Origin of the sequence: Leisingera daeponensis DSM 23529, assembly GCF_000473145.1 — a bacterium.
Classification (GTDB): Bacteria; Pseudomonadota; Alphaproteobacteria; order Rhodobacterales; family Rhodobacteraceae; genus Leisingera; species Leisingera daeponensis.
The window spans coordinates 1,885,032-1,907,102 of record NZ_KI421500.1; the positions used below are offsets into that span (position 1 = coordinate 1,885,032).

General features: G+C 58.2%; 18 protein-coding genes and 1 pseudogene. 9 read left to right on the forward strand and 10 right to left on the reverse strand.

The genetic code is table 11. The features are described from left to right. Nucleotides 1-13: 13 nt before the first annotated feature. The 3 genes from DAEP_RS23320 (at nucleotide 14) to leuB (ending at nucleotide 3,100) form a co-directional block, all read left to right on the forward strand. Nucleotides 14-265, forward strand: a complete 252-nt coding sequence (locus DAEP_RS23320; protein WP_027244504.1) for an acyl carrier protein — start codon at nucleotides 14-16, stop codon at nucleotides 263-265. Then, the gene (locus tag DAEP_RS22600) at nucleotides 255-1,835 is read left to right on the forward strand and encodes an amino acid adenylation domain-containing protein (RefSeq protein ID WP_084204416.1); all 1,581 of its coding nucleotides are present in this window, start codon (nucleotides 255-257) and stop codon (nucleotides 1,833-1,835) included. The genes DAEP_RS23320 and DAEP_RS22600 overlap by 11 nt, the downstream gene beginning before the upstream one ends. Nucleotides 1,836-1,996: 161 nt before the next feature. Further along, the gene (gene leuB / locus DAEP_RS23550) at nucleotides 1,997-3,100 is read left to right on the forward strand and encodes a 3-isopropylmalate dehydrogenase (RefSeq protein WP_084204417.1); all 1,104 of its coding nucleotides are present in this window, start codon (nucleotides 1,997-1,999) and stop codon (nucleotides 3,098-3,100) included. Nucleotides 3,101-3,183: 83 nt separating this feature from the next. On the opposite strand, the gene DAEP_RS23555 is transcribed toward leuB, so the two are convergent. Together DAEP_RS23555 and DAEP_RS0109645 are read right to left on the reverse strand one after the other, a co-directional pair. Continuing rightward, nucleotides 3,184-3,648, reverse strand: coding sequence for a GFA family protein (locus DAEP_RS23555; protein WP_084204418.1), 465 nt, complete (start codon nucleotides 3,646-3,648; stop codon nucleotides 3,184-3,186). Nucleotides 3,649-3,954: 306 nt separating this feature from the next. After that, entirely contained in the window at nucleotides 3,955-4,944 is a 990-nt protein-coding gene (locus DAEP_RS0109645) for an aldo/keto reductase (protein ID WP_027244505.1), read from the reverse strand. A gap of 81 nt (nucleotides 4,945-5,025) precedes the next feature. On the opposite strand from DAEP_RS0109645, the gene DAEP_RS22605 reads away from it, so the two are divergent. Beyond that, the gene (locus tag DAEP_RS22605) at nucleotides 5,026-5,403 is read left to right on the forward strand and encodes a helix-turn-helix domain-containing protein (RefSeq protein WP_051337366.1); all 378 of its coding nucleotides are present in this window, start codon (nucleotides 5,026-5,028) and stop codon (nucleotides 5,401-5,403) included. 60 nt (nucleotides 5,404-5,463) lie between these two features. On the opposite strand, the gene istB is transcribed toward DAEP_RS22605, so the two are convergent. Both istB and DAEP_RS0109660 read right to left on the reverse strand, forming a co-directional pair. Then, nucleotides 5,464-6,192, reverse strand: coding sequence for an IS21-like element ISPkr1 family helper ATPase IstB (gene istB, locus DAEP_RS0109655; RefSeq protein WP_027244506.1), 729 nt, complete (start codon nucleotides 6,190-6,192; stop codon nucleotides 5,464-5,466). Continuing rightward, nucleotides 6,122-6,688: pseudogene (locus DAEP_RS0109660) on the reverse strand (Mu transposase domain-containing protein); the annotation flags it as partial. The gene istB and the pseudogene DAEP_RS0109660, both read right to left, overlap by 71 nt. A gap of 274 nt (nucleotides 6,689-6,962) precedes the next feature. Between DAEP_RS0109660 and DAEP_RS23940 the strand changes: the two are divergent. Genes DAEP_RS23940 through DAEP_RS23945 form a run of 3 tightly spaced genes read left to right on the forward strand, consistent with a single transcriptional unit; the run spans nucleotide 6,963 to nucleotide 12,630 of the window. Continuing rightward, nucleotides 6,963-8,267 carry a TRM11 family methyltransferase gene (locus DAEP_RS23940; RefSeq protein WP_154665050.1) on the forward strand — a complete coding sequence of 435 codons (1,305 nt, stop codon included), beginning with the start codon at nucleotides 6,963-6,965 and terminating at the stop codon, nucleotides 8,265-8,267. Then, a complete protein-coding gene (locus DAEP_RS23560; protein WP_084204419.1) occupies nucleotides 8,264-10,852 on the forward strand; it encodes a sensor histidine kinase in 2,589 nt (862 codons plus the stop codon). The genes DAEP_RS23940 and DAEP_RS23560 overlap by 4 nt, the downstream gene beginning before the upstream one ends. Beyond that, nucleotides 10,849-12,630, forward strand: a complete 1,782-nt coding sequence (locus DAEP_RS23945) for a hypothetical protein (protein ID WP_154665051.1) — start codon at nucleotides 10,849-10,851, stop codon at nucleotides 12,628-12,630. Before DAEP_RS23560 ends, DAEP_RS23945 begins: the two co-directional genes overlap by 4 nt. A gap of 399 nt (nucleotides 12,631-13,029) precedes the next feature. On the opposite strand, the gene DAEP_RS0109690 is transcribed toward DAEP_RS23945, so the two are convergent. Both DAEP_RS0109690 and DAEP_RS0109700 read right to left on the reverse strand, forming a co-directional pair. Continuing rightward, nucleotides 13,030-14,127, reverse strand: a complete 1,098-nt coding sequence (locus DAEP_RS0109690; RefSeq protein ID WP_027244509.1) for an AAA family ATPase — start codon at nucleotides 14,125-14,127, stop codon at nucleotides 13,030-13,032. A 323-nt stretch (nucleotides 14,128-14,450) separates the two neighbouring features. Then, nucleotides 14,451-16,748, reverse strand: a complete 2,298-nt coding sequence (locus DAEP_RS0109700) for an adenosylcobalamin-dependent ribonucleoside-diphosphate reductase (protein WP_027244510.1) — start codon at nucleotides 16,746-16,748, stop codon at nucleotides 14,451-14,453. 207 nt (nucleotides 16,749-16,955) lie between these two features. Here DAEP_RS0109700 and DAEP_RS0109705 point away from each other — a divergent pair, with 207 nt between their 5' ends. Further along, the gene (locus DAEP_RS0109705; RefSeq protein WP_027244511.1) at nucleotides 16,956-17,387 is read left to right on the forward strand and encodes a DUF1489 family protein; all 432 of its coding nucleotides are present in this window, start codon (nucleotides 16,956-16,958) and stop codon (nucleotides 17,385-17,387) included. A 60-nt stretch (nucleotides 17,388-17,447) separates the two neighbouring features. On the opposite strand, the gene DAEP_RS0109710 is transcribed toward DAEP_RS0109705, so the two are convergent. From DAEP_RS0109710 to hisS, 4 genes are all read right to left on the reverse strand, one after another. Then, a complete protein-coding gene (locus DAEP_RS0109710) occupies nucleotides 17,448-18,125 on the reverse strand; it encodes a type 1 glutamine amidotransferase domain-containing protein (protein WP_008554924.1) in 678 nt (225 codons plus the stop codon). A 143-nt stretch (nucleotides 18,126-18,268) separates the two neighbouring features. Further along, entirely contained in the window at nucleotides 18,269-18,967 is a 699-nt protein-coding gene (gene hisG / locus DAEP_RS0109715; RefSeq protein ID WP_027244512.1) for an ATP phosphoribosyltransferase, read from the reverse strand. Continuing rightward, entirely contained in the window at nucleotides 18,964-20,052 is a 1,089-nt protein-coding gene (locus tag DAEP_RS0109720; protein ID WP_027244513.1) for an ATP phosphoribosyltransferase regulatory subunit, read from the reverse strand. Before DAEP_RS0109720 ends, hisG begins: the two co-directional genes overlap by 4 nt. 2 nt (nucleotides 20,053-20,054) lie before the next feature. Next, the gene (hisS, locus tag DAEP_RS0109725; protein WP_027244514.1) at nucleotides 20,055-21,542 is read right to left on the reverse strand and encodes a histidine--tRNA ligase; all 1,488 of its coding nucleotides are present in this window, start codon (nucleotides 21,540-21,542) and stop codon (nucleotides 20,055-20,057) included. A gap of 253 nt (nucleotides 21,543-21,795) precedes the next feature. Here hisS and DAEP_RS0109730 point away from each other — a divergent pair, with 253 nt between their 5' ends. Beyond that, nucleotides 21,796-21,990, forward strand: coding sequence for a SlyX family protein (locus DAEP_RS0109730; protein ID WP_008557199.1), 195 nt, complete (start codon nucleotides 21,796-21,798; stop codon nucleotides 21,988-21,990). Nucleotides 21,991-22,071: the final 81 nt, after the last annotated feature.

The following is a 22,071-nucleotide window of genomic DNA, read 5'->3' on the forward strand; positions in this document are numbered from 1 at the left end:
GGAGAACACCTTGATGCAATCGCAAGACCCGGTCACACCGTCTATGGAAAGCACCCTTGTCCTTATCTGGTCCGAGGTGCTTGGTGCCGAGCCTGCGGGTCCGGACACGAGCTTTTTCGAAGCAGGAGGAAATTCGCTAGCGGCGGCCAAGCTTATGATGCGGGTTGAGGATGCGTTCGGAGAGGAGACCCTGCCGCCGGAGGAGCTCTACGCGCGGCCGACGTTTGCAGATATCATAGCGACGGTTTCTGCACATGTTGGCTGACGTGAGCAAAGTCCGCTCAACCCGTGGCCAAAGTATTCCGACACCTTATGCCTACCCGCGTGAATCCGTCGCCACTTTGTTTCGAAAAACGGCTGAGGCACGACCAGATGCGACCGCACTGCGTTTCCGTGATCAGGCCGTGTCCTATACAGCCCTAGACCGCGCTTCGGATCACGTCGCGCAACAGTTATTCGCGCTCGGCCACCGTTCGGGGGACATTGTCGGAATTTCCATGAAGCGGACACCGCAGTTGGTTGCTGCGCTGCTCGGCATCCTAAAGGCAGACGGCGCCTATATGCCGGTTGATCCAGCTTGGCCATTCTCACGTCTGCAGGTTGCGTTACGGAACAGCAAAGCCCGGTTCCTGCTTTCGGATACTGCGGAGGCCCCGATCCTCCCTGCGCGCATCCGCACCGTAACACCGGACGCAGACTTGGCGGATATCACCCGCTGGCCGGATATGGATTCTGCGGCTCTACCTCCGATTGCGGGAGCCGACGATATCGCATACGTGAACTTCACCTCAGGCTCCAGTGGCGAGCCAAAAGGTGTGATGGTTCCTCATCGCGGGATCACCAGCCTTCTTTTTCAAGCCAATTACACGGAACTGTCGGCCGAAACCGTCACACTGTTTCACGCGCCACCTTACTTTGACGGCATGACCTTCGAACTCTGGGCTCCGCTGCTGCATGGCGGGACAGCAGTCCTCTTCGATAGCGATTACCCAAACATTTCTCGGCTGCGACGAACCATTCGCGAGAACAACGTCAATGTTCTTCTTTGCACAGCAGCGATTTTTAACGTGATCGTAGACACGGCACCTGATACTTTCGAAACCCTTTCCACGGTGATGACTGGCGGTGAGGCTTTGTCACCGCGTCATGTGCGAGCGGCGGCGGCGGCCCATGCTAATCTCAGGATCGTTAACGTCTATGGACCGACAGAAGCCACTACCTTCTCGACATTCTTTGATGTTTCAGGACTGGCGCCGAATTCGGCCAGCGTCCCCATCGGCGTGGCAGTAAACAACCGGTCGGTGTTTATTGCTGGCCCTGACCTCGTACCAGTTCCGAATGGGCAGGTCGGCGAGATCTGTGTTGCCGGGCCAGGGATTGCGCTTGGCTATATCGGGCGGCCCGACCTCACGGCTGAGCGCTTCGCCCTTCTCACTAGGCCGGAAGGTCAGCTCGAACCCGTATACCGGACCGGCGATCTAGGGCGATACGACGCCCAAGGAGCGATTGAGTTCTGCGGTCGAAACGACAATCAAATCAAGCTCAACGGTTACAGGATTGAGCTCGAAGAAATCGAGCGCTGCTTCGTCAAGCACCCGGACGTCCTGCAAGCACTTGTAGTAGCTCACGGAGAAGGTGCCCGCCGGGCGCTGAAAGCGTTGGTGGTCGGCTCAAGGATAGACTCATCAAGCCTACGGGGGTTCCTCTCTGATAGCCTCCCGCGCCACATGCTGCCGTCCGAATTCAGGGTTGTCGCCGCGCTGCCTCTGAAGCCAAACGGAAAAGTTGACAGAATAGAGGCGGAAGCATTTTTTGATGGCCCCTCGACCGATTGAAACGGGCTCGGCTATTTTGGTGAAATAGCCGTTTCCTAACCCTCGTCTGCATCGGTGTGTCTAGCCTTACCAATTAGATGCGCACGGGTGATCCGTGAACGCTGTGCGGCCAAGAATTGTATTTGCCTTGACGTTAAGTAATCACTGGGAGTTTCCGAAGTATGACAGATACGACGCAACATATACGTGTGCTTGTCTTACCAGGAGACGGGGTCGGGCCTGAAGTCGTTAGTAGTGCGCTCGAAGTACTAGATGTAGCGGTTACTGGTACGTCACTTTCGATTGAACTTGATCATCAGCCGGTCGGCATGGAGGCCTTTCGAAAGCATGGCGTGTTCATTCGCGAGCAAACCTTGGATGCTGCTTGCAACGCTGACGCAGTCTTGTTTGGTGCGGAAGGAGGGGCAGATTGGGACGCAGTACGCCTTACAAGTGGCCTGCAGGGTGCCTTACTGCAGCTGAGGCAGCGGCTGCAACTCTATGCTAACATTCGTCCAATCCGGAGTTGGCCACTTTGCACTTCCACTTCGCCTCTTCGAAGTGATGTGTCCAAAAACGCCGACCTTGTAATCGTTCGGGAGCTATCTGGCGGAGTGTATACGGGTCTTCCGCGCGAGACGCGGCGTGTAGGCGATCAAAGCGTTGCCGTCGATACTCAAAGCTACAGTTCTGAACAGATTTCCAGAGTGAGCCGACTGGCTATGCAACTTGCAAAACGTCGGTCGCACAACCTTGTGTCGATCGACAAGGCAAATGTGATGGAAACCGGTAGGCTTTGGCGCAGCGTAGTAACTGAAATAGCAAGAAATGATTTTAAAGATGTTCAGTTGGAACACCTGTATGCAGATTACTTCCTTTACGCATTAATTCAGAACCCAAGGAGGTTTGATGTTGTCCTTGCAGACAATCTCTTTGGAGATCTCGCGTCGGACTGTGCTGGAGCAATAGCCGGATCTTTAGGTCTTTTACCATCCGCTTCCTACGGCTTGGCCACCAGAACGGTATTTCTCGAACCGGTACATGGCGCAGCACCAGATATCGCGGGAACACATAGGTCGAACCCGATCGGGGCCATTTTGTGCGTTGCCATGATGCTGGAGCATGTCTGCCAACGAGACGACTTGGCGCTTGTAATCGTCAAGGCGGTGGAACAGTCTCTGGAAAGCGGTATCAGCACGCCTGATATCGGTGGAACCGCAACAAACCGGGACTTAACGGAGAGCATTGTCGGGCGGATCAGGTGGTTACGTTCCAAACCGAAGTGACACTGCAGAGCATGAGAACGCACGCCACTGCCTGTGTTGAAAACGTTCGAGGTTTGCAGATTGGAGTGCATTCGGGGATCGTCTCAACCGAATGCACTCCAGTCCGAAAATTTGGCGAGAAGCTCTTCGAATTCCGCAGGTGACGGAAATGCCTCATAGGTGTGAACGGCAGGCGTTTCAGCCCATGTCAACTTGTCTCTAGTCATGGTTTCGGCAAACGGTTCGACCCAGGAAGAGTCATAACAGAGCGTTGGGCGCACGTTTACCCTTGCATCAGCCCCGCCGATTTTCGTGTACATCCAAGTCATGCAGCTGGGGCAGAAATAATGATGCCGCGGTGATCCAGGCAATGGTCTTGCAACAGGCATGCCTTCAACAACCCTAAAGCCGTCTGCTGGGATTATCGCCGTCAGCGAAAACGCACTGGCGCTCATCCTTTGGCAATCCAGGCAATGGCATGCGAGAGTTATGAGAGGGGTGACCAGTATTTCAAACGTGGTCGCAAAACAGCGGCAGCTACCGCCAGCAGGCAGGTTAGGTTGGCGCATGCCAGATCTCCAATTTTGGGGGAATGCCGGTTCGGAACTGCGAAGCGAATTCCTTACAATGGGCGCTTCCGGCTAAATCAGAGATTAGCAATAGCCGTCACGTTTGCAACCGTTTTGGACCATTCCAAAGGAAGTCAATATTCGCCATCCCGTAGGCAACCAGGAGGTATGGGCTTTGACCGGGCATTCGCCGCATTCGGCACGAACAGCCGGTCCAGCATTCGTTACTCCGCGCTGCGCCAGCCACCTGTTGAGTAGGTGTGGTCATTTATCAACCCCATATGAGAGCCGGTCATCGGCTACAGCTCATCGGGCTCTGTCGGGCACCTCTTCCGGCTCACGTTCAATCAGGGTTTCAATCTCTTCCATGATAGGATCAGGCAGAGCGCCGAAGCCAATAGCTGCTGCGAGATCTTCGATCTGACCAACGGTGCGCGCGCCTGGAACGGGGATCACCTGGCCGCTTCTGGCCCATAGCCAGCTGATCGCGCCCTGCGCCAAGTTCCTGCCGCCAGTTGTCAGCAACTCCCGCACGGCCTCCAGCTGCCTGAGCATGGCAGGGTTCGGCCGCGCGTCGGCAAAGTAGCCGGTTTTCGGATTGGACGTGCTGCGAATGTCGTCGGCGCGCATGACGGCATCCGGCCCGTATTTGCCGGCGAGCAGCCCCATCGCCAGTGGTGAACGGATCAGCGCTGTCAGACCGTTTTCCTGCGATGCCGCCTGAATGCGCGGCGGGTTGACTAGGACGTTCGCCGCGTGCTCGACCGCCAGAAACGCCTTGCGCGGCGCGACTGCGGAGACGCTTTCCGCAAAATCGGTGCTCCAGCCGTAGGCGCGCAGTTTGCCTGCCTCCATGGCCTTGTCCATTTCGTCGAACATGGCCTCAGCCTGCGGGACGGACAGGCTGTTTTGATGCAGCAGCAGCAGGTCTATTCTGTCCCGCCCCAGCCGCGACAGGCTGCGGTCGATGGCGGGCAGCACCGCTTCCGGCGCAATCTCGTCGCCGGTCAGCTGCTTGCTGTCCTCGTCGATGGCAATCCCGATCTTGGTAGCGATCAGCGCATCGGGACGATCTTTGAGCGCGCGGGCAAGCAATCGCTCAGCATGGCCGGCGCCGTAGGCAGGAGCGGTGTCGAAAAAACTTATCCCGCCGGCCAGCGCGGCGTGGATGGTGCGGATGGACTCCGCGTCGTCGGAATTGGCGTAGCCCAGTGGCTGATCTCCGGCGAACATCGGCCCTCCAATCGGCCAGCATCCCATGCCAAGCGGGTTTATCTCCTGATCCAAAAAACGCATGCTAAAACTCCCTCCTCCCGTTCACTCATTGGACCATCAAAGCAGCTTCCCTTCCATGAAACGCTTTGCAATGATCATTTCATGAATGAAACGAAGCTGGATTGGGACGATCTGCGCCTGTTTCTGGCGGTGGCGCGTGAGGGCGGGCTGGCTGCCGCAGCTGCATCAACCGGCAAAAGCCCTCCGACACTCGGCCGGCGTATGCTGGCGCTTGAGCGGCGGCTGGGCCACGACCTGTTCCGGCGGCTGGCACGCGGATACGAGCTGACCAAGGATGGCCGCGCGCTGGTGGGTACGGCTGAGGCACTGGAAAGCCGCATTCTGTCTCTTACTACAAAGGCCGCAAGCTCGGTTCCTACAGTCAAGATCTCAGCCGGAACCTGGGTGACTGTCAATCGGCACGCAGTCTTGACCCTCTATCGGCGTCCAAAAATGACCCCCTGCTGTGCCCTCGGGTAGCTGGCCCGATGCGGTGTAGCCGCCACACAGCGCAGCCGTATCAGGCCAGCGGGAGTTCGTTTATTCTCTGGTCTTGAAGCGCCAGCTTTCGTTGCCGGTTTCGACGATCTCACAATGGTGGGTAAGGCGGTCGAGGAGCGCCGTGGTCATCTTGGCGTCGCCAAAGACGGAGGGCCATTCACCGAAGTCGAGATTGGTAGTCACGATGACCGAGGTGCGCTCGTAGAGACGGCTGATGAGGTGGAACAGCAACTGGCCGCCGGTCTGGGCGAACGGGAGGTAGCCAAGCTCGTCGAGGATCAGGAAGTCGAGGCGGCACAGCAGGTCAGCCGTGCGTCCCTGCCGGTCGGCACGAGCTTCGGCATCAAGCTTGTTCACCAAGTCCACGGCGTTGAAGAACCGTCCTCGTTTGCCTCGCCGGATGCACGCCCGAGCGATGCTCACAGCAAGGTGGGATTTGCCGGTCCCGGTGCCGCCGATGAGCACAACATTGCGCTGCTGTTCAAGGAAATCCCCGGCGGCCAGGTCGCGCACCAGCGTCTCGTTGACAGGCGTGCCCTCGAAGCTGAACTCGTCGATCTCTTTCGCCAGAGGCAGCTTGGCGATGGTCATCTGGTATTTGATCGAGCGCGCCTGCTTCTCGCTGATCTCGGCGTTCAGCAGGTCACCGACGATCTGCTGCGGTTCATGCTGCCTCTTCACCGCAGCGGTGATGATCTCATCGTAGGCGGCCTTCATGCCGTAGAGTTTTAGCTGGCTCATCGCGTCCAGAACCTGCGATCTTTCCATGGTTGGGCCTCCTGAGGCTGTCGTAACGTTGGCAATCGGCCACGGGCTGGCAGGTCAGTCGCAACGCGTCCGGCGTATCAATGGTCAACGGCGGCGGCGGTTCACGATGCCGGGCCAAGATGTTGATGACGACTGAGGCGGCGGGGGCCCCTTCGTTCAGGGCTTCGGCACAGGCAGCATCCACGGCATCCAGCCCGTCGGTTGGGATCATGCTCAGGATCTGAACCATCTGGCGGTCACCATTCGGCACCTTGCCAAGCTTGCGCTGCACTCGCCTGATCGCGGGCGGCAACTCCCAGTCCTTGAACGGCGCTCCGTTCCTGAGGGCACCGGGTTTGCGGGCCAGCACCGGAATGTAGTGCAGCGGGTCGTAGATGGCCTTGTCGCGGCCGAAGGACCGGGCATGTTGCCCCACGATCTTGCCGTCCTGCCAGAACTCGACCCGCTCGGCATAGGCGCGGATCTCGACAGGGCGACCAACAGCGCGGCCATCCACATCAGTGTAAGGGGGTCATTTTTGGACGCCGATCACCCCGCTACGGGGTCAATTTTGCATGCCTGTTCACAGGTTGCTAGCCGTACCCTGCGTTTCATGCACTTCCCCCCAGCTCTGGGAGCGACTACAACTTCAAGTGAAGGTCAATCTCACGCGCATCACTGTAAGGCCCCTAATAGATAATCTTTACCCATTCACACCTTACCCTCAAATAGCGCCTGGTCTTTTTCACCCACATGGTGATAATAACAGGAATGCTCCACGCGGAAAAATGTTGGAAAAAATGACACTGGCGCAACAACTTGGGACTTTACAGCAGCATCGGGCCGGAAACTGGGCCGTGACGGGCGCCCGCTCACGACCGAACCTTCATTCGATCCTTCGCTACCCTGCAATGATGGTGCCCACCATGCAAGGGGACATCATTGATCTCTTGGTTGGTCACGTCGGCAATGAATGCCGTGTAGTGGATACCTTTGTTGGATCGGGGACAGTCTTAACAGAATCCCTCATTCGCGGGCTGGATTTCACAGGGTGTGACATCAACCCACTTGCAGTACTTGTTTGCGAAGCCAAAATTGCAATAGACGGTGGTGTAAATTTGGAAGCCGCCGCCACTTCAGTTCTGGAAGCAATTTCGTCTGATGCATCATCATCAGTTGACGTCAACTTTCCAGGCCTCAGCAAATGGTTTGCCATAGAGACATCACGAGAGTTATCTCGTATTCGGCGATCAATTCTTGACGTGGAGGATCAAGGAGCCAGGAAGGTGTTTTGGGCTGTCTTTGCTGAAACTATTCGCCTCTGTTCAAACAGCCGCACCAGCACCTATAAGCTTCATGCGCGTAAAGACGATGCCCTTGTCTCCTGGACGAAGGTTCAGTCAATTTTTCGGGAAAATCTAGCTAACACATTGGAGAAGGCAGGCCACTATCGGGAACTAATTGACGGACGCGATGAACGGCCAACCGCGTGTGTTCATTGTGCTGACGTGCGAGCGGTCAGCTTTGACAGCAATGAGGCTAAGCATACCATTCTAGTAACCTCACCTCCTTATGGAGACAATCAGACAACAATTCCCTACGGCCAGTTTTCGTACTTGGCTTTGTGCTGGATACCGGCAGAAGACCTGCCGATTGAACCTGGCAGGTTGATCTCGAACACACATGCGCTCGACAGCGCGAGTTTGGGAGGATCACTTAAGGGCGCAACAGAAAAAGCAGAGGCTATGCGCGGCGTATCTCCCAGCCTCGATCAACTCCTCGACACCCCTAAAGGTGAGCCGATGGTAAAGGAGCTGAGAAAGGTGGCGTCTTTTATGGCAGATTTTTATAATGCCTTATCTCATATCAGGCATAGCCTGCCAGGCGGAGCCCATTGGGCTTTCACAACCGGAAATCGCAGGGCTGCAGGACGTATCATTCCATTCGACCAGATATGCAGAGAGATGGCCTGTACTCTTGGAGGGCGCCCGGTGACTTCCTTACAAAGGAGTTTACCTACGAAAAGGATGCCATCCAAAAATAACATGGGCGAGATGATAACAACTGAGAATACACTAGTGGTTGAATTTACATGACTGAACCCGAAGTCAATGACATTGACAGCAATGAACAGCCGCAGCTCCGTGTAGGCTCGCACGTCCTCGTTCAACTGGGAAGCGAATTGGTTACCGACGTTGAACAGGCGATACTTGAGTGCGTTAAAAATTCTTACGATGCAGATTCACCTGGTTGCCAAATAACTATCGATACGCGCGAAGAAGGATATATTCAGAACACAGGTTCGGCATCAGATTTAAGTCGCTTTATTGTACCAGCGGAGAATGTACTCGTAAGCCTCTTTCAGAAAGACGGAAAGCCCATAGACGTTAACACCATTAGTGCAGATGAAGAGGCCATTCGCAGGCTTGACTACGTCGGCTCCATATCGATTGAGGACACCGGAAATGGACTTAGTGAAGAACAACTTAAGAACACATGGCTGGTAATTAGTGGCTCTCAAAAACGTTCCCTTTCAGGCCCGAAGATGAAGACGGCCTTGGGACGAACACCGCTAGGAGATAAGGGCGTCGGCCGCCTCGGCACTATGCGATTAGGTGACATCCTTGTTATCGAAACGTCCAAGTCGCCGATGGAAAAGATTGCAAAAGCTGTATTTCGCTGGGGCGATTGTGATGTTGCAGATACAGTTGACCAAATTCCGGTCAGCATAACAAGTATTGAAAATACGAAAGGGTTCAAAGGGACAAAAGTATCTGTTTTAGGCTTGCGTGATATATCAGAATGGCGCAAGCCAAGCCGCGGATCAACTATTGCCCGCAGTATGGCAAGCCTAATCTCGCCATTTGAAGTGACTTCTTCCTTCCCGGTTTCAATTTCATTAGACGGCGCAGATCACTCACTCGTCGCTGTAACCAACGAAATACTTTCAAAAGCAGTAGCTAAATTTGACTTTAAGTGGTCGCATCACGACGACGGTCAAGTACGCCTCAAAGCAAACGCATATTTTCGGAAAAACCTCTTCAACAGCACCCAAACTAAAAGCCAAAAGCGAAGAACAGAGATCGCATTTGGGAAGGACGGAGGACGCGGCTTTCACCAAGCATTAAGCAAGATTCCACGCACCCGTGGATACGTTATTGAACCATACAATGCAGGTGCTGCCTGGTTCATTGAGTTAGAACAGTCATTTGATTGGGCTGAAGTAGTCGTCGGTCAGGATGAAGCCGTAGAAGATCCCGGTCCATTCACTGGGTCGTTCTACTTCTTCAGTTTAAAAGATTTTGAGAGCAATAGAGATGCAGCAGTTACCGGCACGACAGCAACCCGCCAACTAATTAAAGAAATATCAGGAATTACAATTCTCCGTGACGGTTTTCGTGTCAGGTCTCCAGGCGATTGGCTAAATATGGCATCTGAATCCACGTCAGGCAGTTCTTATGGTCTCCGCCCCGAAAATACACTGGGTTACTTTGAATTGACTGGGGAACATAATTTCCTGCTCACCGAGAAGTCGGACCGAGAGGGTTTCGTCGAGAACCCGCCTTACCGTGGCTTTTTGCAGATTGCACAAACTTGCCGAAAGTTCGCAACAGACTCAATGGAAAGTTTTCGTCGTGCAGCCATTGCCTATGCCGACAATCTGGAGGAACAAGAGGCGCAGAAAACCGGCAGGCCAGTTGACCCAATAGTGCATTTGCAGAAGACACTCGCAGATACAGCCGGTGTGCGCGACTTGGTGATCAAACAGGCCTCCAGTCTACATCGGGATCTGGCTGATCTGAATATTAAGTCCGTCGATGAAGACACGGCAAAAGCGTTGCGTTTGGCGAACACGGCTATGAGCGCTATTGAACAAGTGAAAGATAAACTGTCGCCTACAGTTGAGCAGATTGACAGCCTTCGACGTGTTCGAGAGGACATTGATGATCAACGTGACCAGGTTGTTTCGCTTTTCGAGAGCGCTGCTGTGGGACTAAGCGCACGCGGGTTGGCACACGAGGTTCGAACGCACCTGACTGAAATCCGGCAGCAAACCAAGGCACTACAAAAGGCATCAGAGCGTGGTACTTCGCTGCAGCCCATGCTGCGGTCTATCCGCGGATCTTGTTCCGCAATTTCAAGCGCTGCGGCACTGATTGACCCCATGCTACCTAGAACCCGAGCAATTAAGGAGCAAATAAACTTAGGGGACTTCATCAATGAATACATTGCAGGTCGCAAGCTATCAATGGAGCGGTACGAAATCCGCGCCGTGGTTTCTCCCAACGTGTCAACCACAGTGCGGATGAACCGATCAAGGTTGCTGCAGGTTGTCGACAATATGGTCCAGAACAGCATCTATTGGCTACGGAACTCAAATTTAAACGACCATGCATCACCAGAGCGAACGATAAATTTCGAAGTTTTGCCGACCGGCCTAGCTATTTGGGATACGGGGCCAGGTGTAAATGAGAAGGTAGAAGAATCTTTGTTTGAGATGTTTGTTTCAACCAAATTGGATAGCAGGGCAGGACAAGGGCTTGGACTTTTTATCGTGTCCCAATTGCTGGAAATCGACGGATGTAGCGCTTCCTTGTCGGAGGAGAGAAATTCTCGCGGGAAAAGATTTAAGTTTTTGGTCGATCTTTCATCGGTATTGAGCGGAGACGGTCAAAAATGAATATTTCTGAAGCTTTGAGCTGTTTGCGCGTAAACCGTGTGGTTTGGATTGATGACCATTTCAACCAAACCGCTGAATCTTTAGGTAAGATGCTGGCGGAAAACGTGGAAACGACCAAGGAATGTGGCTTTCCAGAACTGTCAGAGTCGTTAGCATCATTCGAGTATGATGAAGAACAAGCTACATTTCAGATCATCCAAGCTCTTACTGACATAAGCCAAGAACGCCGAGACCAAATCCTTGAGGAGTATCTCGCCAAAGAGGATGAAATGGAACCTGGTGCGGTGAAGGAACTGAACGCCAACGAAGTAGAACAAGTATGCAACCTTCTTGGAGTGTCAACCAATGATCGCTGGCCCTTTGAAAACTACGAAGAAAAATTAAAGCAGCTTTGCGAGGAAGGCGATGAGCATGTATGCTACATGATCGACCTAAAAGCGAGCCGAGGCGCAGTGGACGATACCACTGGACTAGAGGTCGTAGCCGCATTGCATACCTTTGGTTCGAAGGGAACCGCTTTTATCTTAACTCATGAAGCCACGGTGAAAACTGAGGCTAATAAAGAAGAAGCACTTCTGAATAGTCTTCATGAAAAGAAAGTTGATGTTCCGCTGTGCGTTGTATCGAAGACGCGGCTAGCTCCAGATGATGACGACCCGGTCGAAGTTGATGAAGCGCTCCGGGTTGCCATCAAACGAGCAGGAATAAGAAAAAATATTCACGAGATTCTCCGTTCCGCGAAACAGGTTGTCGAAAGCTCGTTTGAAGGTGCGATGAACGATCTTACCAGGATTGCACCTGAGCAATTTGAGAAGTTTGCGGTCGACAAAGCCTATGCAGAAGGTGTGTCGGAAACTCATGTAATTGAGAGAGCGGTGACGGCGCGCCTATCTCAGGGCATTAGGGAACTCTTCGCCAGCGACGCGCGAGCCCAGACTGTGGCGCAGAATCTGCGGCGGCTGCGGAGCATCCCGCTTGCGGAAACAAAAATACTGCCTGACCGAAGGCTGGCAGCTTTCCACGAGGCGGAAATTTGGGAAGATGGAGGCTTCCTAAATGCTAGCTACTCTCAGCTCGTATGCGGAGACGTTTTCAGTACGACATCAGGAAAGAAAACTTGGTTTGTGCTTTTAGCTCCTCCGTGTGATTTAGCATTGCGCAACACTGGGCGGAGAGGTCTAGAAACAGCGACCCTTATTCCTATTCGACACCTGACGGCTAGCGTCAAGCAGGCTGAGAGTCATTACCGATTACCCTTCACATTAAAGAACAAACGTTGGTACTGCTCTCTAAGAGAGGCAGCACCTGTTCGCTTGGCCACGTTAGACTTAGCCACTTTCCGAGATGATGGTTGCGTTAGAGTGGACCACGACCAAATAAAACCTGATGGCCTAATGGACGGTCAATCTGCTATTTACGAAGAAAGAACATCTTTGTGGCGTGAATACGCCGCAACCAGGAAGGAAATTAAGTCGAAGTTAAAAGGCTCCTACGAAGAACCCTTGCAGCTTGTCTTTGCAGCACCCGAGGGTTTTAACACCATCAAAAGCGGTAAGGTTATACACAATAATAGTGAACAGGCAATTGCGTGGCCGTTGCAGAGAATTGGGCGAATTCGAATGCCGTACGCATCCGCAATTCTCAATAGCTTCATGGGGCGAATGAGTAGACCCGCGTTCGAGATTGACTATATCGCCGATATCAGTGAGACGCCCTCAACTGCCCCCTCCTCTTCAAAGGGCGTAGAAAATTTGGACAGAGGAGTGTCAGCAGAATGACTGTCTAATTCCGCGATCAACACCGGAATGTAATTGTGCCGAGGCCTCAGTTGAAAACAATAGGATATCTTCGGCATGGACAAGCAAATTAGGGCAATGTTTCAAAAAGAAGCGCGGCCCAACCAGATTCTGCTTGAGCTGCTGCGCCCGGAGGCTGCTCAAACTGACGTGATGGGATAATTGCGGCGAAGGCAGCACTCAGGCGCTCAATCAGGGGCAACCAGCGCTCTCCGCAGGTGCCCCCACACACCAGGCGCGTCTTCTTGATGGTCCAGGGGGCGTCCCTACACCTCAGGGAACCGTTCCAGGATGCGCAACGCCTCATCGGTGATGTAGTGGTCCTGGTCAGGCATATGTGGCTCCTTTTCTATGGCGTGAGAGGATGGAGAAACTTTGTGCTCAATGACGGATTCCAGCCCTCTCCATCGCTTCACCCCTGGTCAGCATCCGGATGACATGCCGAAGGTTAAGTTCCGCACCGCGTCCGGCGATTTCCAACGCTTCGGCCACTGCCGCGACCGACGCCTGCGTCAATCCACGCCGGCAGCCCTCACGGCGAGCAAAAGCGGCGAGTTCGGATACTGAAACTGGCGGGAGGCGGATGACCTCCAGGCGGCTTAGCAAAGGGGCTGGTAAAGTGACCAAGGTGTTGGAGGTCAGCACCCAGCTGATCCATGACATGTCGAAACCCACCTGGTAAAAGGGGCACTGCCAGGAAGCTGACGAAGATGGCTCCAGGAGGGACAGCAGCCCCTCGGTAAGTCCGAAGCAGTTTCCTTTGGTCGAAGTTGCTACCCCGGCCTTTTCCACTTCATCCACAACGACCACCGGGTTCGCAATCAGGTGCTTCAGGATCGTCATCAAAGGGCGCCCCGGCTGCGCGTTGGACCAGCCGCGCTGAGAGCCCACGATACCGAACGACGCTTGCTCCGCCGTCGCCTCCACACCACAGCGGGGCACGCCAAGTGCGTTGCTCAGCTGACGGGCCCACATGCTCTTTCCAATTCCAGGAGGACCGTCCAGCAGCACCGGATGCAGGCGGAAGCCTGCATCCCCATTGCGGACTGAGCGCCGCATGGACTTCCAAAGAAGATCGGTCGCAGGCGCCATCCAAGGCATATCGGCGTGGATCCCGGCAGCGATTTCATCCGCATGGTGCTCTGTCCCGATCCGGATCAGGCCCACACCGTTGCGCAGAACCTCCAAGGCTCTCCGGTCGTCGAGTTTGAGGTGGGAGAGACCTGCGGCCGCTGCCCGCCGTTCCGCCAGCCTGCTCACCCGGCGGTCCACGCGATCCTGACCTTCGCGCCCGAGACCGATCTGCATCAATTCGGTTTCCCACCGAAGGCGGTCATCACGATCCTCAGGGTCCGGAGGCACGATACCGCGTTCGAGCGCGCGGCGTGTTTTCAGGAACCGTTCCAGGCGCTGCCGAATTGCCCGCCGGTCTTTGTCGGCATTGTGGAACTCTGCTTCGATGAACTTGATCTTGGACATAGCTGGCCCTTTCCCGGCGCGCCGCGCCGTCTGGCCCCCGATTGCACACTGTGCGATCGGGGAATTGAAGGAAAGAACCTGGCCAGGTTTGAGCTTCAGTCCTGCTCAATACGGCCATTTCAGTCAACAGGTGGCGCTGATCTTCGGAGGGGAAACGGATCCCTTCAGCATGCAGAAGGCAGAGATCACATAAGTCATTGTTTTAAAACAAAACCACCGGCCGAAAATCGGCCGGTGGCAATTAACCTCGTGTCAGAATGGCAGAAAACCCCCATCAATGGCAGTTATTTCTTGGGTCCGACAAACTCCAACACTGCTTCGCCTCAGCCGCACTTCGAGTGGCCGCAGCTGCGGCAGGTCATGCAGCCTTCGACCATCTGCATGTCGTATTGGCCGCAGCTCGGGCACGCCTTGCCGCGCGGCGTGTTCAGGTTCACCACCTGCGCCTGCGGGTCGGACTTCAGGCCCATGCCCTCGCCCTCCAGAAAACCGGTCTTGACCAGATGCGTCTCGATCACGCCGCCGATCGCGGCCAGGATCGAGGGGATGTACTTGCCCTGCACCCAGGCACCGCCGCGCGGGTCGAACACTGCTTTTAGCTCCTCGACCACAAAAGACACGTCGCCGCCGCGGCGGAACACCGCCGAGATCATCCGGGTCAGCGCCAGCGTCCAGGCATAATGCTCCATGTTCTTGGAATTGATGAACACCTCGAACGGGCGGCGGTGGCCGCCGATGATGATGTCGTTGATGGTCAGGTAGATCGCATGCTCGGAATCCGGCCACTTCAGCTTGTAGGTGTGGCCCTCCAGCGACTGCGGGCGGTCCAGCGGCTCGGACATGTAGACGACCTCGGCCCCGTTCTCGCCCATATCGCTCTCATGCGGCGCCTTGGCGGTCTCGCCCGGCGCGGTGTCGGCGCTTTCGCTCACCGTCAGGACCGATCCGGTCACGTCGTTCGGGCGGTAGGTGGTGCAGCCCTTGCAGCCCTGGTCCCAGGCCTGCATGTAGACGTCCTTGAAGTCGTCGAACGAGATGTCTTCGGGGCAGTTGATGGTCTTGGAGATCGACGAGTCGATCCATTTCTGCGCCGCCGCCTGCATCTTGACGTGGGCTGCGGGGCTCAGCGTCTGGGCGTTGACGAAATAGTCCGGCAGCTTGGCGTCGGCGCCGAATTTCTCGCGGTACATCTGCACCGCGTAGTCGACCACTTCCTCCTCGGTGCGGCTGCCGTCCTTCTGCAGCACCTTGCGGGTGTAGGCATAGGCAAACACCGGCTCGATGCCCGAGGAGACGTTGCCTGCGTAAAGCGAAATGGTGCCGGTCGGCGCGATCGAGGTCAGCAGCGCGTTGCGGATGCCGTGCTCGCGGATGGCGTCGCGCACGTCCTCGTCCATGTTCAGCATGTTGCCGGAGTTCAGGTACTTCTCGGCATCAAACAGCGGGAAGGCGCCTTTTTCCTTGGCCAATTCCACCGACGCCAGATAGGCGGCGCGGGCGATCGCGTGCAGCCATTCGTCGGTCTGACGCGCCGCCTCGTCGGAGCCGTATTCCAGCCCCAGCATCAGCAGCGCATCGGCGAGGCCGGTGACCCCCAGGCCGATCCGGCGCTTGCTCTTGGCCTCTTCCGCCTGCGCGTCCAGCGGGAACTTGGACACGTCCACCACATTGTCCATCATGCGCACGGCGGTGGCGACCAGTTCCTGCATCGCGGCCTGATCCAGATGCGCGTCTTTTTCAAACGGATTGGCCACCAGCCGCGCCATGTTGATCGAGCCCAAGAGGCAGGCGCCATAGGGCGGCAGCGGCTGCTCGCCGCAGGGGTTGGTGGCGCAGATGTTCTCGATATAGTTGAGGTTGTTGGCCTTGTTGATGCGGTCGATGAAGATCACGCCCGGCTCGGCGTAATCATAGGTCGCCTGCATGATCTTGTTCCACAGGTCGCGCGCCTCGACGGTGTGATAGACCTTGCCGTCGAACTGCAGCTCCCAGGAGCCGTCAGCCTTCACCGCTTCCATGAAATCGTCGGTCACCAGCACCGACATGTTGAACATGCGCAGGCGGGCCGGGTCGGATTTGGCGGTGATGAAATGCTCGATATCCGGGTGGTCGCAGCGCATGGTCGCCATCATCGCGCCGCGGCGGCTGCCCGCGGACATGATGGTGCGGCACATCGCGTCCCATACATCCATGAACGACAAGGGACCGGAGGCATCCGCCGCCACGCCCTTCACATCGGCGCCGCGCGGCCGGATGGTCGAGAAGTCATAGCCGATGCCGCCGCCCTGCTGCATCGTCAGCGCCGCCTCTTTCAGCATGTCGAAGATCCCTGACATGCTGTCCGGGATGGTGCCCATCACAAAGCAGTTAAACAGGGTCACCTGGCGCGCGGTGCCTGCGCCCGCGGTGATCCGGCCCGCGGGCAGGTATTTGAAATCCTCCAGCGCGGCATAGAATTTCTCTTCCCACGCGTCCGGCTTTTTCTCCGCCCGCGCCAGATCCCGCGCGATCCGCCGCCAGGTGTCCTCGACGGTCACGTCAATCGGCGCGCCATCGGCCTGCTTGAAACGGTACTTCATATCCCAGATCTGCTCGGCAATGGGGGCGGCAAAGCGGCTCATGTGTCGGTCCTTTGAGTCGTACTTGTGTCGTGTTGGCGTCCAAGCGCCGGAAAAGCGGCTCCGGCACCGGAAATGACCCCGGCAGCGAATCCGTGAATTGTTAATGCTTTATTGCAGCATAAGCGTGGAGGAACACAATACCTTGAAGCCAGCGATCAGTAAACTACTATATACTGACATAACTCTGGACGACTCTGTGGGGAACCTGTGGATAAACGCGTGAATCTTGTGAAGCTTTCGGTGGGCACCGAAAGCGTCGAAAGCCTGATGGCCTGGCAAGCGATGCGCCGCAAAGACCTGCCCGGGGGCCTGCCCCGCCATGTCACCCGCATGTGGCCCAAGCGCGAGGCCGAAATCCTGAACGGCGGCTCGATCTATTGGGTGATCAAGGGGCTGATCCAATGCCGCCAGCGCATCCTGCGGCTGGATGAGGTGACGGGCGAGGACGGCATCCGCCGCTGCGCCATCGTGCTGGATCCGGAGGTGCACCGCACCCATACCGCGCAAAAGCGCCCGTTCCAGGGCTGGCGCTACCTCAAGCCGGAAGAATCGCCCGCCGACCTGCCCGCAGGCAAAAGCCAGGAAGAGCCGCTGCCGCCGGAGCTGTCGCAGGCGCTGGCCGAAATCGGCGTGATCTGATCCAGCCGCCGCGGCGGCCTGGGCAGGCGGCACCCCGCCTGCCCCTCCAGCACTGCCATTTTATTTCAGCAAGGCCAGCAGTTCCTTGGCGGCAGCTTCCGAGGAGGCCGGGTTCTGGCCGGTGACCAGCTTGCCGTCGACTTCGACGTAAGAGGCCCAGTCATCGCCCTTGCGGTAATCGGCGCCTTTGTCCTTCAGCATGTCTTCGACCAGGAAGGGCACAACATCGGTCAGGCCCACGCCCTCTTCCTCGCCGTTGGTGAAGCCGGTCACGCGGCGGCCTTTCACCAGCGGCGCGCCATCGCTGCCTTTGACGTGGCGGAACACACCGGGCGCGTGGCAGACAGCCCCGATCGGCCGGTCCGCGGCGGCAAAGCTTTCCAGAAGCTTGCGGCTGTCCGCACTCTCGGCCAGATCCCACAGCGGGCCGTGGCCGCCGGGATAGAAGACCGCATCGAACTGGTCCGCATCGACGCCGGACAGTTTCACCGTGCTGGCGAGCGCCTGCTGGGCGGCATCATCCTGCTTGAACCGGCGGGTGGCATCTGTCTGGGCGTCCTCAGAGTCCGATTTCGGGTCCAGCGGCGGCTGGCCGCCTGCAGGCGAGGCCAGGGTGACTTCGGCACCGGCATCGCGCAGCACGTAATAAGGCGCGGCAAATTCCTCCAGCCAGAACCCGGTTTTCTCGCCGGTGTCCCCCAGCTGATCGTGCGACGTCAAAACCATCAGTATCTTCATAGCCTGTCCTTTCAGTTGGAGTGTACCCCACCCCAGCTAAGGCCGGCGCCGCGGATTTAAACCCGGGCGCCGGAGAAAGGCATCACGCGACGATCACGGTTTCTTGATCATGCGGCACTGATCGTGCAGACAGGCTGCCGCGCTCAGACGCGCTTTTCCAGGAAATCCAGCAGCGTATTCAGCGCCGCCTTGTCCTGCGCCGTGTATTTCGCCACCCGGCTGCGCCACAGGGTCGCCTGCGACTTCAGCACAAGGCCGTCGCTCAGCAGCTTCAGGTGGTTGGCCCGCAGCGTCTCGCCGGTGGAGGTGATATCGGCCACCATCTCGGCGGTCTCGTTCTTCACCGTTCCCTCGGTCGCGCCCTGGCTGTCGACCAGCTGGTAATCCGCCACCCCGGCATCGGTCAGGAACTCCCGCACCAGCCGGTGGTATTTGGTGGCAATCCGCAGCCGGTGGCCGTGCTGCGCCCGGAACGCAGACGCAACCGCGTCCAGATCGTCCAGCGTGTCCACGTCGATCCAGAACTGCGGCACTGCCAGCACCAGGTCGGCATGGCCGAACCCCAGCTCCGCCAGCTCCTCGACCTGCTGCTCGAACCGCGGCAGCTTCTCCTGCACCAGATCGGTGCCGGTGACGCCCAGGTGAATGCGCCCCGCCGCCAGCTCGCGCGGGATCTCGCCCGCCGACAGCAGCACCAGCTCCATGTTCGACACGCCCTCGACCGCGCCGGCATATTCCCGGTCGGAGCCGGTGCGCGACAGCGTAACGCCGCGCTTGGCAAACCAGTCGAAGGTCTTTTCCATCAGCCGCCCCTTGGACGGCACCCCCAGCTTCAAGGTCATGCGCGGGACTCCTCCAGCTGCAGCATCAGGTCCGGGCGCAGAACGCCGCCCACTGCCGGGATTTCCGCGCCATCGCCCAGCTGCCGGGTCAGCGCGTCATAGCGCCCGCCGCTGGCCACCGGCGGCAGATCCGGCCGCGCCTCGGCGTAGAAGCCAAAGACAAACCCGTCGTAATACTCCATCGAGGTGCGCCCGTAGGACGCCTCGAAATCGAGGTTCTCCACATCAACGCCGCGCGCCTTCATCGCTGCGGTGCGCGCATCCAGCCGGTCCAGCGCCGGGTTGATCTGCGGCAGGTCCACGGCAATGTCGTGCATCTGCTCCAGCGCATATGGCACGGTTTCCCGCACCGCCATCAGCGCCTCCAGCGCCAGCAGCTCATGCTCGGCAATCGGCGGCGCCTTGGCGTCCTCGCGCAGCGCCTCGACCCGCGCCTGCACCTCCGCCGCGCGGCGCTTGCCCAGCTCCACCGCGGAGCCGGTCAGATCGCCCTCGGTCGACAGCAGCTTCCTGCGGCTTTCCGGCACCGGGGCACGGCCCGCAAACCGGTCCAGCAGGGAGCGGAACCGGCGCGGCCGCCAGATGTGCCGCATCAGCGCCGCCTTGCGCTTCTCCGTGGTGTTCAGGCCCTGCACGGCGGCCATCAGAATGCCGATGTCGCCGGTCGCCGCGCGCAGCGGCAGCCCGCGCACCTGCAGCGCAAACAGCGAAAACACCTCGGCATCCGCCGCCGCCGCATCATTGCGCTCGAACACCTCATAGCCGACCTGCAGATATTCGTTGGGCCGGTCCGGAAAATGCTCCTGCCGGCGGAACACCTCACCCGAATAGGTGTAGCGCGCAGGCTCCGCCCCGTGGCGCATATGCGCCTCCACCACCGGCACGGTGAAGTCCGGGCGCAGCATCTGCTCGCCGCGCAGGGCGTCGGTGGTGACGTAGGCGCGGGCACGGATGTCCTCGCCGTAAAGATCCAGCAACGTGCCGGCAGGCTGCAGCAATGGCGTGTCCACCACCTGCGCGCCAGCGGCCTCAAACCGGACCCGCAGCTGGGCCGCGCGGGCCTGAATATCAGAACGGAGCGTCATGATCAGCCCTGCCCGTCCAGGATGTCACGCACCTTGGCCACCAGTTCGCTGCGCGGCACCTCAAACTGGCTCGGGCGTTCCTTCCACTCTTCCAGGGTGGCGCTTTCGGCGATCTTGGCGCCCAGGATCAGGTCCTTGATCTGCACCACGCCATTGGCCTTCTCGTCGCCGCCTTCGATCACCGCGACAGGAGAATTCCGCTTGTCCGCATACTTCAGCTGGTTGCCGAAATTCTTGGGGTTGCCCAGATAAACCTCGGCCCGGATGCCCGCATTGCGCAGCTCCGCCACCATCGCCTGGTAATCCGCCATCCGGTCGCGGTCCATCACGGTAACGACCACCGGTCCGGTTGCCTCGGCGCTCAGGCGCCCTTTGGCGTGCAGCGCCGCCAGCAGCCGGTCGACGCCGACCGAGACACCCACCGCAGGCACTTCCTGCCCGGTGAAGCGCTTGACCAGCCCGTCATAACGGCCGCCGCCCGAAACCGAGCCGAACTGCCGTTTGCGGCCCTTCTCGTCGAGGATCTCAAAGGTCAGCTCTGCCTCGAACACCGGGCCGGTGTAATAGCCCAGCCCGCGCACGACCGAGGGGTCGATCTCGATCCGGTCCTTACCGTAACCGCCCGCGGCCAGCAGCTCGCCGATCTGCTCCAGCTCGGCAATGCCTTCCTGGCCGATCTTGCTGTCGCCCACCGCGGCGCGCAGGTTGGCGATGGTGCCCGCTGCCTCCGCCGCCTTGGAGGTCAGGAAGGCCAGCACCGGCGCCGCCTGATCGTCCGAGAGGCCAACCCCGTCGATGAAGGCGCCGGAGGCATCCAGGCGGCCCTTGGTCAGCAGCTCGCGCACCCCGGCCTCACCCACTTTGTCGAACTTGTCGATGGTGCGCAGCACGTCGTCGCGCTTGGCATCGCCGTCACCCAGGCCCATCGCCTCCAGCACACCGTTCAGCACCTTGCGGTTATTGACCCGCACCAGGTAATCGCCGCGCGGAATGCCGACGGTCTCCAGCGTGTCGGACAGCATTGCGCAAATCTCCGCGTCAGCCGCCATCGAGGCACTGCCCACGGTATCCGCATCGCACTGGTAGAACTGTCGGAAGCGCCCCGGCCCCGGCTTCTCGTTGCGCCAGACCGGCCCCATCGCATAACGGCGGTAAGGCGTCGGCAGGTCGTTGCGGTGCTGGGCATAGACCCGCGCCAGGGGCGCCGTCAGGTCATAACGCAGCGCCATCCAGTCGCCGTTTCCGTCGTCCTCGGTTTCCTGCCAGGCAAACACGCCTTCGTTCGGGCGGTCCACGTCGGGCAGGAATTTGCCCAGCGCCTCAACGGTTTCCACCGCTGAGGACTCCAGCGCCTCGAACCCGTAATGATGATACACACCCGCGATGGCCCGCAGCATCTCGCTGCGCTGGGTCACCTCCGCACCGAAATAGTCACGGAACCCCTTCGGCGTCTGCGCCTTGGGGCGGGGCTGTTTCTTCACTTTGGCCATCTGAGGCCTCCTCACGGGTAGCGGTTTCACTCGCCCGGCGGTCTAGCGGAAGCGGGCCGCAACGGCAAGACGAAGGCGGCAGAGGCTACGCGGCAGTTCATCATTGAGACATAAGGGCTGCGCCGCCGCGCGGAGGGCGGGTCATGCCGGAGGCGTGCTTTCAGCAGGTCGCTCCCCGGCCTCGCGGCCGGGCGGTCCTTTGCTTTTCAACTCCGCTCCTTTATGAGCAGCTTCAGAACCCAGGAGACACCTCATGCAGCATCTGGAAGAGCAAATCGCCCATCTGACCCGCAGCGTGGAGGAGATGAGCGACGTGATGGCCCGCCAGCAGCAGGAGATCGACGTGCTGACCCGCCGCGTTGCCATGCTGATGCAGCGCGAGGCCGAGCGCCAGCAGGATGGCGGCGGCGGCGTGGTCTTCGCCGACGAACGCCCGCCGCATTACTGACGCGCCCCGCAAGCGGTGCAAGAATTCTAGCGTAATAGTCTTGACCGGAGTTGCTGCTAAACCCCGGCGCTGCCCAGCCGC

What these genes read in the sequence shown, in the direction of transcription:
- DAEP_RS0109690 (WP_027244509.1), bottom strand. Translation starts at nt 14,127, where the DNA reads ATGTCCAAGATCAAGTTCATCGAAGCAGAGTTCCACAATGCCGACAAA.
- DAEP_RS23555 (WP_084204418.1), bottom strand. Translation starts at nt 3,648, where the DNA reads ATGCGCCAACCTAACCTGCCTGCTGGCGGTAGCTGCCGCTGTTTTGCG.
- DAEP_RS22605 (WP_051337366.1), top strand. Translation starts at nt 5,026, where the DNA reads ATGAATGAAACGAAGCTGGATTGGGACGATCTGCGCCTGTTTCTGGCG.
- DAEP_RS0109645 (WP_027244505.1), bottom strand. Translation starts at nt 4,944, where the DNA reads ATGCGTTTTTTGGATCAGGAGATAAACCCGCTTGGCATGGGATGCTGG.
- leuB (WP_084204417.1), top strand. Translation starts at nt 1,997, where the DNA reads ATGACAGATACGACGCAACATATACGTGTGCTTGTCTTACCAGGAGAC.
- DAEP_RS23560 (WP_084204419.1), top strand. Translation starts at nt 8,264, where the DNA reads ATGACTGAACCCGAAGTCAATGACATTGACAGCAATGAACAGCCGCAG.
- DAEP_RS22600 (WP_084204416.1), top strand. Translation starts at nt 255, where the DNA reads ATGTTGGCTGACGTGAGCAAAGTCCGCTCAACCCGTGGCCAAAGTATT.
- istB (WP_027244506.1), bottom strand. Translation starts at nt 6,192, where the DNA reads ATGGAAAGATCGCAGGTTCTGGACGCGATGAGCCAGCTAAAACTCTAC.
- DAEP_RS0109710 (WP_008554924.1), bottom strand. Translation starts at nt 18,125, where the DNA reads ATGAAGATACTGATGGTTTTGACGTCGCACGATCAGCTGGGGGACACC.
- DAEP_RS0109700 (WP_027244510.1), bottom strand. Translation starts at nt 16,748, where the DNA reads ATGAGCCGCTTTGCCGCCCCCATTGCCGAGCAGATCTGGGATATGAAG.
- DAEP_RS23945 (WP_154665051.1), top strand. Translation starts at nt 10,849, where the DNA reads ATGAATATTTCTGAAGCTTTGAGCTGTTTGCGCGTAAACCGTGTGGTT.
- DAEP_RS0109720 (WP_027244513.1), bottom strand. Translation starts at nt 20,052, where the DNA reads ATGACGCTCCGTTCTGATATTCAGGCCCGCGCGGCCCAGCTGCGGGTC.
- hisS (WP_027244514.1), bottom strand. Translation starts at nt 21,542, where the DNA reads ATGGCCAAAGTGAAGAAACAGCCCCGCCCCAAGGCGCAGACGCCGAAG.
- DAEP_RS23320 (WP_027244504.1), top strand. Translation starts at nt 14, where the DNA reads ATGCAATCGCAAGACCCGGTCACACCGTCTATGGAAAGCACCCTTGTC.
- DAEP_RS0109730 (WP_008557199.1), top strand. Translation starts at nt 21,796, where the DNA reads ATGCAGCATCTGGAAGAGCAAATCGCCCATCTGACCCGCAGCGTGGAG.
- hisG (WP_027244512.1), bottom strand. Translation starts at nt 18,967, where the DNA reads ATGACCTTGAAGCTGGGGGTGCCGTCCAAGGGGCGGCTGATGGAAAAG.